The organism is Mesorhizobium sp. M6A.T.Cr.TU.016.01.1.1, from assembly GCF_003952585.1.
Taxonomy (GTDB): domain Bacteria; phylum Pseudomonadota; class Alphaproteobacteria; order Rhizobiales; family Rhizobiaceae; genus Mesorhizobium; species Mesorhizobium mediterraneum.
Genome location: NZ_CP034452.1, coordinates 785881 through 800285, shown reverse-complemented (window position 1 = coordinate 800285; position 14405 = coordinate 785881). Strand labels below are relative to the sequence as shown.

Sequence of the window (14405 nt, the reverse complement as noted above, 5' to 3'; positions counted from 1 at the left end):
AGGATTCTAGTCGACCGGGCAGGCGCCTTCGGATGGCTTGTCGGGCGCCCAGCACGGTGCCTTGGACTGGTCGATGAGCGCCTTGAGCGCCGTCGCCTGTTCCTCGAGCACGCCACGCACATCCTGGCCGCCGAGCACGATGCGCTCGAAACTGTCTGTGTAGACCTGGTTGAACTTGCCGCCGAGATCGCCGAGCCCCATCGGCAGCAGCGCCGGCAGCGCATCCGGGGCGCCGGTCATGGTGGCGATGACCGGGCCAAAGGCTTTCACAGAGGCCGGCATGTCGTCGGGCAGCTTGACGTCGACCACGGGGAAGAAGTTGGTGGCCTTGAGCGTCGCGATCTGTGTTTCAGGCTTCAGCATGTAGGCGACCAGTGCCTTGGCCTTGTCCACGTCCGGCGAGGTCTTCGGAATGGCGACGCCGGCGACCACCGGCATGTAGCCGCGACCCGCAGGGCCGGCCGGCGCCGGGAAGGCGACGAACTCGTCGGGTCTCTGGTTGAAGGCATCAGCAAGCCGCGCCACGTGGTCGAACGCCACCCACACTTCACCGGTCAGCAGTGGCTCCTGCATGAAGGCATAGTTGGTCGAATTCGGGTTGGTGTACTGCCACAATTCCTTGAACTTGTTCCACGCGGTCTCGGCCTCCGCCGAGCGGAACTTGGTCACCATCGAGCCGGTGTAGGACGGATAAAGGAAGCCTTCGAAGAAACGGTGCTTCAGCCCCTTCGGTCCGGCCGGGAAGCCGAATTTCGGCGAGCCGGTCTTCTCGGCGATGTTCTTCGCCCATTCGATCAACTGGTCATAGGTGATGGTGTTGAGATCGACGCCTGCCGGCAGATATTGCAGCGCCTGCTTGTTGGCCGCCATCAGGAAGGTGGCCTGCATCCACGGCAGATATTTCTGTTCACCTGTGCCGAGCATGCCGAGCTTCTTGTAGTCTTCATTGAGCTTGACACCGCCGACATCGACGCCGGACAGATCGACAAGGTCCGCACCGACCGTGGAGAAGTCTCCGTGCAGCCCGCCGAGCACGCCGATGGTGCCGGAGCCGGCCTGCAACTCGGCCTGAAGGCGCGTGAGCCAGGGCCCGTCCTCGGCGACTTGGTAGTCGACCTGGCCGTCAAACGGTTTCAGCACTTCGCTGCGCATTTTCTGCGTCTCCTCCACAGGCCGCGCCTGCGTCGACCAGAACAGCACCTGGGCTTGCGCGCCGCCGATCGCGATCGACAGTGCGAGTGCGGCGCCGGCCAATGTCTTCAACGCATTCATCGTAGTCTTCCTCACTGCTTGTTCGCCGCCCCGGCGTCAGTTTTTTCCTATGGGTGCCGGTCCTGTGGGTGCTGGGCCATGGCTTGCCCGCGAAACCAAGGTCGGCCGGATCAGCCGCGTCAGCGGTGCGGCGGACTCGTCGCCAATGACGGCCAACAGCATCTCGCCGATCTCGCGCGCGCACTGGCGGATCGAGGCATCGAATGTGGTGAGGCCCGGCGGCGCATAGGCCGAGGCGGCGATGTTGTCGAAGCCGATGACCGAGAGGTCGCGAGGGATGGTCAGGCCGGCGCGGGTGGCCTCTTCCATGACATTGAGCGCCAGTTCGTCGAACAGCGCGACGATGGCCGTCGGCCGCTCGTCAGCATGCAACAGCCGGTTGATGGCCTGGATGCGGGCGCCGCGATCGAAGCGCGGCGCCGTCGCCACATCGAGGCTGACTGACGGATCGCCTCGGCGCGCGATCGCTGCGGCGAGCCCGTCTTGCCGCAGATGGCGAAACGTCATCGGCTCGGCGATCGTCACCAGGCCGAAATGGCGGTGCCCGAGATCGTAAAGCATGGCGAAGGCTTCGCCGAAGGCGTGCGCGCCATCGGTGTCGAGCCAGTTATAGGCAAAGTCGGTATCGAGCAGTCGGCCATGGGCGACGAACGGGAAATTGCGTTGGCGCAGATAGGCGAGCCGTTCGTCGACCTCGGCGATGCGGGTGACGACGACGCCGTCGGCACGTCCGGATTCGACAACATGGCGAAGCACGGAAAGTTCCGACTGGCCTTGCGCCACGGCGGCGAGGATCAGGTCGGTGCCATGCGAAACCAGCCCTTCGCCAAGCCCGGTGACGAATTCGCCGAGGAAGGAATCGACCAGATTGGCGCCGCGGATCGGCAGCACTATGCCGACAAAGCCGCTGCGGCCTGAGACCAGCGTGCGGGCTGCCGTGTTGGGCACGTAGCCGGCCTGACGCGCGGCTTCAGTGACGCGCTCGCGCGTCTTCAAGGCGATCTGCTGATGGCCGGCAAGAGCCCGCGACACCGTGGTGATCGACAGGTCGAGCTGCGCTGCAAGTTCCTTGAGCGTGGTGACGCGGGCCGGCACCGTTCCTCCAGATCGAAGTGTTTGAAGCGTTTGTAATGCGTTTCGATCAGATTGCAAACGTTTTAAATCCGGGTCGCGTCAATGAGGGTCTTTCGCTTCACGGCAGCCAATGGCCGGTTTTTGGCCCTGTTAGCGTGATTTGAACCACGTAGTGCTTGACTCCGGCGGCGCCTTGTGAAAAATTTTGCACCAACTGATAAAAATATCGTAGGGCGGAAATGGTTGGTTTTGGAAACGGCCTCCTGCGCGACGATGAAACCAGTATGGCGACGCGTGCCGCCTGGCTTCATTATGCTGGCGGCCTGACCCAGTCGGAGGTCGCCAAGCGGCTGGGCCTGACCAGCCTCAAGGCGCACCGCCTCATCACCAAGGCCAATCAGGAAGGGTTGGTCAAAGTCTATATCGACGGCGAAGTGTCGGAATGCGTGGCGCTCGAAGACGAGTTGTCCAGCCGCTACGGCCTCGATTACTGCGAGGTCGTTCCCGACTTCGATGGCGAAGACTTGCCCCTCAAGGCGCTCGGTATCGCCGGCGCGCAGTTTCTCAAACGAGAGATCGAACGTGGCGAGGATACGCTGATCGGCGTCGGTCATGGCCGCACGCTCGCCGCCTGCGTGGAGTATCTGCCGCGCATATCGGCCGAAAAGACCCGCTTCGTCTCGCTGCTTGGCGGCCTGACGCGCAAGTTCTCGGCCAATCCGCACGATGTCATACACCGTCTGGCCGAACGGACCGGCGCGGAAGCCTATGTGATGCCGGTGCCGATGTTCGCCAACACGGTCGAGGATCGAACCGTGCTGCTCGGGCAGAAGGGCATCAGCGAAGTCTTCGATCTCGGCAAGGCCGCCGACCTGCTCATTGCCGGTATCGGCACTGCCGAGCGCGAGGCGTCGCTGGTCGCCACCGGCATGATCGAGAAGGGCGAAATGGAGGAGATCCGTCGCAAGGGGGGCGTTGGCGAATTACTCGGCCATTTCTTCGACGATGCTGGAAAAGCGGTCGAGACGACGCTTTCCAACCGGGCGCTGGCGCTGGCGCGAGAAGATATCAGCAATCGCAGGATTGTCGCCGTTGCCGGCGGCAAGGTGAAGGTTCGTGCCATCAAATCGGTGTTGGAGGGCCGCTATCTCAAGGGCTTGGTCACCGATGAGCGGACGGCGCGATCACTCGTGGAGCAGACGCCGGTCGGGTAGCCGGCAACCATTCGATTGAAACTACCCTGTGGAGGAGAAGACAAATGCATGAGAAAGAAAAAGACCTGATCGATGCGTTCCTGCGCGGACAAGTCGATCGTCGTGGGCTGATCAAGGGCCTTGGCGCAATGGGCCTTGCCGCCGGCACGGCCGGCACGCTGCTCAATATGGGGCAGACCCGCGCGCTCGCCGCGGATTTCGACTGGCAGGCGCACAAGGGCAAGACCATCAAGCTCTTGCTCAACAAGCATCCTTATGCGGATGCGATGATCGCCAACCTCGAAAACTTCAAGAAGTTGACCGGCATGGAAGTCGTCTATGACGTGTTTCCAGAAGACGTCTATTTCGACAAGGTCACCGCTGCGCTGTCGGCCAGCTCGCCCGAATACGATGCCTTCATGACCGGCGCCTACATGACCTGGACCTACGGCCCGGCCGGCTGGATCACCGACCTCAACGAGTGGATCAAGGATCCGACCAAGACCAACGTGAACTATGCCTGGGACGACTTTCTGCCCGGTGTCAGGAAGTCCTGCGCCTGGAACGGCCAGCCTGGCGGCGTGCTCGGCTCCGACGACGCCAAGCAGTGGTGCATTCCGTGGGGCTTCGAACAGAACAACATCACCTATAACAAGGGTATGTTTGACAAGGTCGGCGTCAGCGTTCCCGGCAATATGGACGAGATGGTCGCTACGGCGGCGAAGCTTACCAAGGATGTTGGTGGCGGCGTCTACGGCATCGGCGTGCGCGGCTCGCGCTCCTGGGCGACGATCCATCCCGGCTTCCTGTCGGCTTACGCCAATTTTGACCAGAAGGACCTGAATGTCTCGGCCGACGGCAAATTGTCGGCCGCGATGAACACCGCCGAATCCAAGGCTTTCCACAAGCAGTGGGTCCAGATGATCCAGGAGAGCGGCCCCAAGGACTGGTCGACCTACACCTGGTATCAGGTCGGCACCGATCTCGGTGCGGGCGCCTCGGCAATGATCTTCGACGCCGACATCCTCGGCTACTTCATGAACGGCGGCGACAACAAGATGGCCGGCAAGCTCGCCTTTTCCGCCTTCAAGGCCAATCCTGCCGCCACGGCGCCGACGCCCAATATCTGGATCTGGTCGCTGTCGATGTCCAATTTCTCGAAGGACAAGGACGCCACCTGGTACTTCATGCAATGGGCATCAGGACCCGAGCATGCGCTGTTCGGCGCGACCAAGATGGATTTCGTCAATCCGGTCCGTCAGTCGGTCTGGAAGGACGAGATGTTCCGCGAGAAGCTGAACAAGAGCTATCCGGGCTATGTCGAGATGTTCGACGTCTCGGCGCCGGGCGCCAGCATCAAGTTCACCCCGCAGCCGCTGTTCTTCGACCTGACCACCGAATGGGCGGCGACGCTGCAGAAGATGGTGGCCAAGGAAGTGCCGGTCGACGAAGGCCTCGACATGCTGGCTACCAGCGTCGACGGCCAGCTCAAGGAAGCCGGGCTCGGCTGAGTCCTGGCGAACGGCTGGCCCGCTTTTGCGGGCCAGCCGGACATTCCAATGCGAAGCGGCGCCCTGGAGCATCGGACCCAAAAATGGAAACCGGTTTTGGGAAAATCCGATGCTCAACCACTGACGGTGCCGCCACTCGCCCAACCGGCCGCCTAGCTCCCTGGGCGGCCGGCAGGGCGAAGCAACAGAGATGACGGGTGAGCCACGATGACTGCGGCGACAATGCAAAGAAACAGACCTTCCGGCTTCAGGATCAGCAAGAGGGTGCTGCCCTATGTGCTCAGCCTGCCGGCCTTGCTCGTCTGCATCGGCATCCTGATCCCGTTCTTCACATCGGTCGTCTATTCGTTCCAGCGCTACCGGCTGAGCCAGCCCTGGGCGCGGCAGTTCAATTGGGGCGACAATTATATCTCCTTTTTCACTGACCCGAGGTTCTGGAACACGCTGGAGATATCGCTGCTCTATGCCGGTATCACCGTTCTGCTCGAACTGCTTCTCGGTCTCGGCATCGCCCTGCTGCTGCAGAAGCGATCGACACTGAACAACTTCATCTCGATCATGCTGTTGATGCCGCTGATGACGGCGCCGGCGCTTGCCGCGCTGATGTGGAAGCTGATGACCAATCCCGGCTTTGGCGTGCTGAGCTATCTCGCCAGCCTGATCGGACTGCAGGATTTCCGCTGGGCCTCGTCGCCGTCGACCGCACTTTTCACCGTGGTCCTTGTCGACATCTGGGTCTACACGCCCTTCATCATGATCCTGCTGCTTGCCGGCCTGCGCAGCCTGCCGACGCAGCCCTTCGAGGCGGCAGCACTTGACGGCGTGCCGAGGAGTTTCGTGTTCTTCCGCATTACCTTGCCGATGCTGACGCCGTACATCCTGACGGCGACGCTGTTCCGCCTGCTGGATTCCATCCAGCAGTTCGACATCATCTATGCCATGACCCAGGGCGGTCCGGGCGACACGCTGACCGTCTTCCAGGTCGAGGCCTACCTCAACTTCTTCCAATCGACCAATGTCGGCCGCTCGGCGGCGCTGATGATCATCCTGTGGGCGATCACCTATTTCCTGTCGAATATTTTCATCAAGAACTGGCTGCGCCTGCGCGAACGCGCCCGCGGCCAGGCATAGGAGGCCGAGATGGAGCACACCTCACTTCTCGAACGCGTCCTGCGCGGCATAGCACTGACGCTGGTCGTGATCTTCTTCATGTTCCCGATCGTCTGGATCTTCATGATGTCGTTCCAGACCAACGAGACCATCCTGCGGATTCCGCCGCAGCTCGTCTTCAAGCCGACGCTGGCCAACTACACCGCGCTCATCACCGGAAAGCTGACGACGGCGGCCGGCACGCTCGACATCGCCTTCATGCGCAATCTCTGGAATTCGGTGTTCCTGTCGGTCACCTCGGTCGCCGTCGCGCTGTTGCTCGGCGTTCCCGCGGCCTACGCCTTTGCGCGGCATAAGTTTCGTGGCTCTGAACACATCGCCTTCACGCTGCTGTCATTCAGGTTTGCGCCGGCGCTGCTGGTGCTCCTGCCGCTGACCCTCTATTTCCAGAAGCTTGGACTGGCCAATACTTATATCGGGCTGATCTGGGTCTATCAGCTGATCTGCCTGCCGCTGATCCTGTGGATCGTGCGCGGCTATTTCGAGGACATCCCGGCGGATATCGAATATGCCTATCGCATCGCCGGTCATTCCTGGTTTGCCACCTTCCGCAAGATCGCGCTGCCGCTCGCCGGCCCGGGCATTGCGGCTGCCGGCCTGCTTGCCTTCATCTTCGCCTGGAACAATTTCGTCTTCGCGCTGGTGCTTGCCTCGGCCGACAAGCAGCCGGTGACGGTTGGCGCGCTGGCTTTCATCACCTCCTCCGGCATCCAGTATGGCCAGATCTCGGCGGCAATCGTGCTGTCGATCACGCCGACGCTGGCACTTGCCCTCTATGCGCAGCGCTATCTCGTCGAAGGCCTGTCGCTTGGCGCCGTGAAAGGATAGCTCCGATGACCAGCCTCGAACTGCGAAATGTCGTCAAGCGCTACAAGAGCCAGACTGTTCTCGACAATCTGTCGCTGACCGTCGCCGACGGCGAAACCCTGGTCCTGTTCGGACCGTCCGGCGCCGGCAAGACAGTGCTGCTGCGGCTGGTCGCCGGCGTCATCGACCCCGATGAAGGAAAGATCTTCATCGGCGGCGAAGATATGACCGACCTCGATGCCGAGTTCCGCGGCGTTGGCATGGCGTTCCAGAATTTCGCGCTGTTTCCGCACATGACCGCCTTCGACAACATTGCGACACCGCTGGAAGCCAGCCGTTCGTCGCAAAGTGCGATCAAGGCGGGCGTCCAAAGCGTCGCCAAGCTGCTCAAGATCGGCCATGTGCTCAGCCACAAGCCACGGGCGCTATCCAACGGCCAGAAGCAGCGCACCGCGCTCGCCCGCGCTCTGGTCGGCTCGCCGCCGGTGCTCCTGCTCGACGATCCCCTGCGCAATGTCGATGCCAAACTGCGCTTCGAGATGCGGCTCGAACTGCCGAGGCTTTTGGCCGATCGCGGCGCGACCGTCGTCTACGTCACCCAGGACTACAAGGAGGCCATGGCGCTCGGCGATCGCATCGCGGTGATGTCGCAAGGTGTCATCAAGCAGCTCGGCACGCCCGAGCAGATCTATCGTGAGCCGGCAAACATCGAGATCGCGCGGCTGTTCGGCGACCCGACCATCAACCTGCTCGAGGTAAAGCCGTCGCGCGATGCCAAGGGCATCTATGTCGGCCTGTCGAATGTCCAGGTCCATCTGACGGGCGCCTACGATGCGACGGTCGGCCGCGATTGCGTGATCGGCTTGCGGCCGGAAGCGCTGAGCTTCGTCGATGAAGGCACGCCGGCCGCCATACCGGTGACGGTCAAGGCCGAGACGCCGCTCAACGAAAAGATCGTCACGCTGGTGCGCACCGTGCGCGGCCGCGAAATCCTGGTCTCCCGGCCGGCCGGAACACCGGGTCAGAGCGAGGGCAGGGCCCACATCGCGGTCGACGGCAAAAGCGCCCTTTTGTTCGATCGTGCAAGCGGCGATCGCATCGGCTCGAAGAACGTCGTCAATTTGCGCAGCGGAGAAGCGGCATGAGCCAGAGCGCACTCGCCATTTCTGGCGTCGACAAGTTCTACGGTCCGATCGACAGGGGCGTGCATGCCGTCCAGAATCTGACGATCGAAATCGACAAGGGCGAGATCGTCGCACTGCTCGGCTCGTCCGGTTGCGGCAAGACCTCGACTTTGCGCATGATCGCCGGCTTCGAAGAGGTCTCGCGCGGCACCATCTCGGTTGCCGGCCGCAAGGTGCACACGCTGGCGCCGGTCAAGCGCAATGTGGCGATGGCATTCGAGGGCTATTCGCTCTATCCGCCGCTGACCGTGCGCGAGAACATGGCGTTTGCGCTGAAGGCGGCCAAGCTGCCGAAAAGCGAGGTTGATGCGAAGGTTGCCAGCATCGCCAAGCTGCTCGAGATTGAGGATATTCTTGAGCGCTATCCGAGTTCCATCTCCGGCGGCCAGCAGCAGCGCGCCAGCCTCGGCCGGGCGCTGATCCGGCAGGCCGATCTGCATTTGCTGGACGAACCGATGGGCCAGCTCGAGCCGCAGCTTCGCGCCGTCCTGCGCGGCCGCATCAAGCACTTCATCAAGGAGCGTGGCTTGACCGCGATCCTGGTCACCCACGACCAGACCGAGGCCAACGCTTTGGCCGACCGGATCGCGGTGATGGAAGGCGGCGTGCTGCAGCAGTTCGACACGCCCGACATGCTCAAGCAGCGGCCGGCCAACCTGTTCACCGGCACCTTCGTCGGCGAGCCGCCGATGAATGTCTTCGAGGCCTATGTCGGCACGGCTGCCGACAAGATCAATCTGCGGCTGCCCGACGGACTTTCGCTCGACTATGACAAGGACGCATTCAGCGGCTCGGTTCGCGACGAATTGCTCAAGCGGGAGCGGGTCGTCATCGGCATCAGGCCCTATGCGGTTCGCCGCTCGAAGGACGGCGTGCCGGCCACGGTTTCGGCCAACCAGTGGCTCGGCGACCAGACGCATATCGCGGCGGATTTCGCCGGCGGCTCGCTCGTCCTGGTCGAGCATGACCGGACCCGGCTGGAGCTTGGCGCGCCGATCAATATCAGCATCGATCCGAAAAACCTGCACGTCTTCGATCAGTCCAGCGGCATGGCAATTTCGCACGGCATGGAGCTTGCCTGATGCGGGATGTGCTGATCGGCATCGATGCCGGCACGTCTGTCATCAAGTCCGTCGCCTTCGACACGGCGGGCCGGCAGCTCGCGGCTGCGGCGGTGCCGAACCGTTACGAGACCTTGCCGGGCGGCGGCGCCGAGCAGGATCTGGCGCGCACCTGGGCCGATACCGCGACCACCTTGCGCCAGCTTGCCGACAAGGTGCCGAACCTCGCCAGCCGCACCATCGCGATCGCCGTGACCGGACAGGGCGATGGCACCTGGCTGATCGACAAGGACGGTGAGCCGGTCGCCAAAGGCTGGCTGTGGCTCGACGCGCGCGCCGCGGGGGTCGTCGAGGAGATCCGGGCGCGACCGGAGGATCGGCTGCGCTTCGAAAAGACCGGCAGCGGTCTGGCCGCCTGCCAGCAGGGACCGCAGTTCGCCTTCATGAAGCGCAACATGCCCGAAATGCTTGGCAAGGCGGCGACGGCGTTCCACTGCAAGGATTGGCTCTATTACAAGCTGACCGGCGAGCGCGCCACCGACCCGTCGGAAGGGACCTTCACCTTCGGTGACTTCCGCACGCGCGGTTACAGCGACGATGTGCTTGAGGTGCTCGGCGTCACTGATCTCAGGCATCTGCTGCCGCCGATCGTCGACGGCACCAGGCACAGCGCCGGCCTGTCGGCGGCGGCTGCCGAAGCGACCGGGCTGCTTTCCGGCACGCCGGTGGTGCTGGCCTATGTCGACGTGGCCTGCACCGCGCTCGGCGCCGGCCTGCTCGACCGCGAGCGCAAGCCCGGCTGCTCCATCATCGGCTCCACCGGCATGCATATGCGGCTTGCGCAGACGCCGGACGAGGTGCTGCTCAACGAAGCCGCGACCGGCTACACGATGACGATGCCGGTGCCCGGCGTCTTTGCGCAGATGCAGTCGAACATGGCGGCGACACTCAACATCGATTGGGTCCTTAGCCTCGCCTCCGGCATACTCGCCTCGCAAGGCATAACGCGCACCAATGGCGAGATGATCGCGCTGGTCGATGAATGGATATCGTCATCCGAGCCGGCGTCGCTGCTCTATCAGCCCTATGTGTCCGAGGCCGGCGAGCGGGGGCCGTTCGTCGACGCCAATGCAAGGGCCGGCTTCGTCGGCATTTCGTCACGGCACGGCTACGCCGACATGGTCCGCGCCGTTTTCGAGGGGCTGGCCTTCGCGGCACGCGATTGCTATGCCGCCATGGGGCCGCTGCCGAGCGAAATCCGGCTGACCGGCGGTGCAGCCAGAAGCCCGGCTCTGCGCAAGATCCTGGGTGCTGTCGTCGGCGCCGCCATTCGCACCAGCCAACGCGAGGAAGCCGGTGCTGCGGGCGCCGCGATGATCGGTGCGGTCTGCGTCGGCCAATACAAGTCGATGGATGAATGCGTCGGCGAATGGGTCACGCCGCTGCTTGGCGCGGCGGAGCCGAGCGACCGAGAACTTGCCGCGATCTATGAGCGGGCGGTTCCGTCCTACACATTGGCGCATGAGGCGCTGCGGCCGGTCTGGCGTTCGATGGCCGCATCCAAGGCAAACTGAGAAGTCGAGCATGCGTAAGAAGATTGCAATCATTGGCGACCGCTTCATGCTTCCCGAAGTGTTTCGCGAGAAAATCGAGAAGGCCTGCGGCGACAATCTCGATATCCGTACCCTTGAGGCGGCATGGCCCGACGAGCCGATGGAATTCGGCAATGCGGCGCTCGGCCTCGACAAGGTCAAGGAGTATTTTGGCGATCCGGACGAGGTGGTCGATTTCATCGGGGATGCCGAGATCTTCGTCACCCAGCTTGCGCCGCTCTCCGAGACCATGATGCAACGCCTGCCCACGCTGAAGCTGGTTGCGGTATCGCGCGGTGGCCCGATCAACATCGACATGGCTGCCGCCAAGGCCCACGGCATCACCGTCGTCAACGTGCCGGGACGCAATGCGAGTGCTGTGGCCGAGTTCACCATCGGCGCCATCCTTGCCGAGACGCGGCTGATCCGGGTCGGGCACGAAGCCTTGCGCAAGGGGGAATGGCGCGGCGATCTCTACCGGGCCGATCGCACCGGCCGTGAGCTCAACGAAATGACCGTCGGCGTCATCGGCTACGGCAACATCGGCACCCGACTGGTCCGCCTTTTGCGCGCCTTCGGTTGCCGAATTTTGGTGTCCGATCCCTATGTGCAGTTGAGCGCCGAAGACCGCAATGCCGGCGTTGAACTGGTCGCGCTCGACGATCTCCTGTCCCGCTCCGATGTGGTCACGCTTCATTCCCGAGTAACCGAGGAGACCCGCGGGCTGATCAACAAGGACACCATCGCGCGGATGAAGCCGGGGGTGATCTTCATCAACACCGCGCGCGGGCCGCTGGTCGACTACGACGCACTTTACGATGCTCTCGTCTCGGGACACATCGGCAGCGCCATGCTGGAGACGTTCGCGGTCGAGCCGGTGCCTGCCGACTGGCCGCTGCTGCAGCTTCCGAACGTCACGTTGACGCCGCATATCGCCGGTGCCTCGGTGCGCACGGTGACCTATGCGGCCGAGCAAGCCGCCGAAGAGGTGCGCCGCTACATCGCCGGCCTTCCGCCGGTCAACCCATGCTGAGGTTGCGGCAGCCATGAAAGCAAATCTAGGCATAGAGGACCCGGCGAGATGAGCGGCGCCACTGAAATCGTCGATCTCTTCGTCATCGGCGGCGGCGTCAACGGCGCCGGCATCGCGCGCGACGCAGCCGGCCGCGGCCTTTCCGTCATTCTATGCGAAAAAGACGATCTTGCCGAAGGCACCAGTTCGCGATCCGGAAAGCTCGTCCATGGCGGCCTGCGCTATCTCGAATATTACGAGTTCCGGCTGGTGCGCGAGGCGTTGATCGAGCGCGAAGTGCTGCTCGAATCCGCTCCCCACATCATCTGGCCGATGCGCTTCGTGCTGCCGCACAGCCCTGACGACCGGCCGGCCTGGCTGGTCCGGCTCGGCCTGTTCCTCTACGATCATCTCGGCGGCCGCAAGCGGCTGCCGGGCACCCGAACGCTCAACCTGCGCACCGCGCCCGAAGGCGCGCCGATCAAGGACGCGTTCAAGCGCGGTTTCGAATATTCCGACTGCTGGGTCGACGACGCCCGTCTCGTCATCATCAATGCGCTCGATGCGGCGGAGCGCGGAGCCAAGGTCTTTACGCGAACCGCCTGCACCGCCGCCCGCCGTGAAAACGACCTGTGGTCGGTCGAGATGCGCGACAGCCGAACCGGCGTCAGGACCACGGTTCGGGCACGGGCGTTGATCAACGCCGCCGGGCCGTGGGTCAACGACATCATCAACCGCGTGGCCGGCCAGAATTCCAAGCGGAACGTGCGCCTGGTCAAGGGCAGCCACATCGTCGTGCCGAAATTCTGGGAAGGGCGGCAGGCCTATCTCGTCCAGAACAGCGACAAGCGCGTGATCTTCATCAATCCTTACCAGAACGATCTGGCGCTGATCGGCACCACCGACATTCCCTATGACGGGCGGCCGGAAGACGTAGCGGCGGATGCCAGCGAGGTCGACTACCTGATCAAGGTGGTCAACCGCTACTTCAAACGCGGGCTTGCCCGCAGCGATGTCATTTACTCGTTTTCGGGCGTCAGGCCGCTCTATGACGATAACGCCGACAATCCGAGCGCGGTGACGCGCGACTATATTTTCGAGCTCGACGCCTCGGCCGGACAGGCGCCGCTGCTCTCCGTCTTCGGCGGCAAGATCACCACCTTCCGCAAATTGGCCGAGCACGCGCTGGACAAGATCGCCCCGTTGTTTCCGAAAATGGGCAAGCCATGGACGTCGAAAAGCTATCTGCCGGGTGGCGATATCACCAACGCCGACTTCGAGCAGTTTCTCGGCGATCTCGGCCGCGAATATCCCTGGATGCCGGCGTCGCTGGTCAAGCACTATGGCCGGCTCTACGGCACCAGGACGCGGGTTCTGGTCGGTGCGGCCCAGTCGCTCACCGACCTGGGGCGGTGCTTCGGTAAGGATTTCTTCGAACGCGAAGCCAATTATTTGTTCGAGCACGAATGGGCGCTGACATCAGCCGATATTCTCGAACGGCGCACCAAGCATGCGCTGCATCTGTCCGCCGCAGAAAGAGCCACTTTCGAGGACTGGTGCGCGAGCCGGCTGGTGAAAGCAAGCTGATGGCCTTTACGCTTTCCCTCAACACCAATCCGCTGGTCAATCGCTTTGCCGAACCGGACGATCTGATCGATGCGATCGCTTACGACATCGGCATCAGAGACGTGCAGCTGACGCATGAATTCGTCAATCCCGGCTGGCCGGCGGCGACGATCTCGAAATTCCTCCACCTGTTCCGCGCCGCGCTCGACCGTACCGGTGTGCGCGTGACGTCGGGGATGACTGGCCCCTACGGCAGGCTCAATCATTTCGGCCACCCTGACGCCGATGTGCGCCGCTACTATGTCGATTGGTTCAAGACCTTTGCCGATATTTCCGCCGAGCTCGGCGCCAGCGGCATGGGCACGCAGTTTGCGATCTTCACGCATAGGGATTTCGACGATCCGGAGCGTCGCGCGCGGCTTTTCGACATCGCGCTGGAATGCTGGCGCGAGGTCGCCGAGCATGCCAAGGCGGCCGGTTTGAGCTACCTCTTCTGGGAGCCGATGTCGGTCGGCCGTGAATTCGGCCACACGATCGAGAGCTGCCGGGCCCTGCAAAACGAGATCGAAGCAGCCGGCATGGCCATCCCGATGGAGATGATGGTCGATATCGACCATGGCGACGTCACCTCGAGCAATCCGGACGACATCGATCCCTATGCCTGGGCCGAAGCGTTTCCCAAGGTATCGCCGATCATCCACATCAAGCAGTCTTCGATGAATAAGGGCGGTCATTGGCCGTTCATTGCCGCCTACAACAAGGACGGCCGCATCACGCCGGAAACATTCCTGGAGACGGTTCGCCGTGGCGGCGGCGGTGACAATGAGATCTGCCTCGAGCTGTCATTTCGCGAGCGCGAGCCGATCGATCATCAAGTCGTCGCCATGATACGCGAGTCGGTCGACTACTGGGCGCCGTTTATCGAGACCGGCAGAGCCGCTCTCCTGCCACGAGCAGGATAGA

General features: G+C 62.9%; 12 protein-coding genes. 10 read left to right on the top strand and 2 right to left on the bottom strand.

The features are described 5' to 3' along the window. Nucleotides 1-6: 6 nt before the first annotated feature. Both EJ075_RS03680 and EJ075_RS03675 read right to left on the bottom strand, forming a co-directional pair. Entirely contained in the window at nucleotides 7-1272 is a 1266-nt protein-coding gene (locus EJ075_RS03680; protein WP_126103404.1) for an ABC transporter substrate-binding protein, read from the bottom strand. 36 nt (nucleotides 1273-1308) lie between these two features. Next, nucleotides 1309-2367 carry a substrate-binding domain-containing protein gene (locus EJ075_RS03675; RefSeq protein ID WP_126103403.1) on the bottom strand — a complete coding sequence of 353 codons (1059 nt, stop codon included), beginning with the start codon at nucleotides 2365-2367 and terminating at the stop codon, nucleotides 1309-1311. A 218-nt stretch (nucleotides 2368-2585) separates the two neighbouring features. Here EJ075_RS03675 and EJ075_RS03670 point away from each other — a divergent pair, with 218 nt between their 5' ends. From EJ075_RS03670 to EJ075_RS03625, 10 genes are all read left to right on the top strand, one after another. Beyond that, complete coding sequence (locus tag EJ075_RS03670) at nucleotides 2586-3560, top strand: sugar-binding transcriptional regulator (protein ID WP_095483838.1); 975 nt, start codon at nucleotides 2586-2588, stop codon at nucleotides 3558-3560. Nucleotides 3561-3604: 44 nt separating this feature from the next. Beyond that, a complete protein-coding gene (locus tag EJ075_RS03665) occupies nucleotides 3605-5050 on the top strand; it encodes an extracellular solute-binding protein (protein ID WP_126103402.1) in 1446 nt (481 codons plus the stop codon). 207 nt (nucleotides 5051-5257) lie between these two features. Then, nucleotides 5258-6181, top strand: a complete 924-nt coding sequence (locus EJ075_RS03660) for a sugar ABC transporter permease (protein ID WP_126103401.1) — start codon at nucleotides 5258-5260, stop codon at nucleotides 6179-6181. Nucleotides 6182-6190: 9 nt separating this feature from the next. Further along, nucleotides 6191-7048: a carbohydrate ABC transporter permease gene (locus EJ075_RS03655; protein WP_126103400.1), complete on the top strand. Its 858-nt coding sequence runs from the start codon at nucleotides 6191-6193 to the stop codon at nucleotides 7046-7048. Nucleotides 7049-7053: 5 nt separating this feature from the next. Beyond that, complete coding sequence (locus tag EJ075_RS03650) at nucleotides 7054-8172, top strand: ABC transporter ATP-binding protein (protein ID WP_126103399.1); 1119 nt, start codon at nucleotides 7054-7056, stop codon at nucleotides 8170-8172. Next, nucleotides 8169-9293, top strand: a complete 1125-nt coding sequence (locus EJ075_RS03645) for an ABC transporter ATP-binding protein (RefSeq protein WP_126103398.1) — start codon at nucleotides 8169-8171, stop codon at nucleotides 9291-9293. The genes EJ075_RS03650 and EJ075_RS03645 overlap by 4 nt, the downstream gene beginning before the upstream one ends. Then, nucleotides 9293-10846, top strand: coding sequence for an FGGY-family carbohydrate kinase (locus EJ075_RS03640; protein ID WP_126103397.1), 1554 nt, complete (start codon nucleotides 9293-9295; stop codon nucleotides 10844-10846). Before EJ075_RS03645 ends, EJ075_RS03640 begins: the two co-directional genes overlap by 1 nt. A gap of 10 nt (nucleotides 10847-10856) precedes the next feature. Then, complete coding sequence (locus EJ075_RS03635; RefSeq protein WP_126103396.1) at nucleotides 10857-11897, top strand: 2-hydroxyacid dehydrogenase; 1041 nt, start codon at nucleotides 10857-10859, stop codon at nucleotides 11895-11897. Between the two features lie 48 nt (nucleotides 11898-11945). Next, on the top strand, nucleotides 11946-13463 hold the full coding sequence (locus tag EJ075_RS03630) for a glycerol-3-phosphate dehydrogenase (protein ID WP_126103395.1): 1518 nt from the start codon (nucleotides 11946-11948) through the stop codon (nucleotides 13461-13463). Continuing rightward, nucleotides 13463-14404, top strand: a complete 942-nt coding sequence (locus tag EJ075_RS03625) for a TIM barrel protein (RefSeq protein ID WP_126107224.1) — start codon at nucleotides 13463-13465, stop codon at nucleotides 14402-14404. The genes EJ075_RS03630 and EJ075_RS03625 overlap by 1 nt, the downstream gene beginning before the upstream one ends. The last annotated feature ends 1 nt before the right edge of the window (nucleotide 14405 follow it).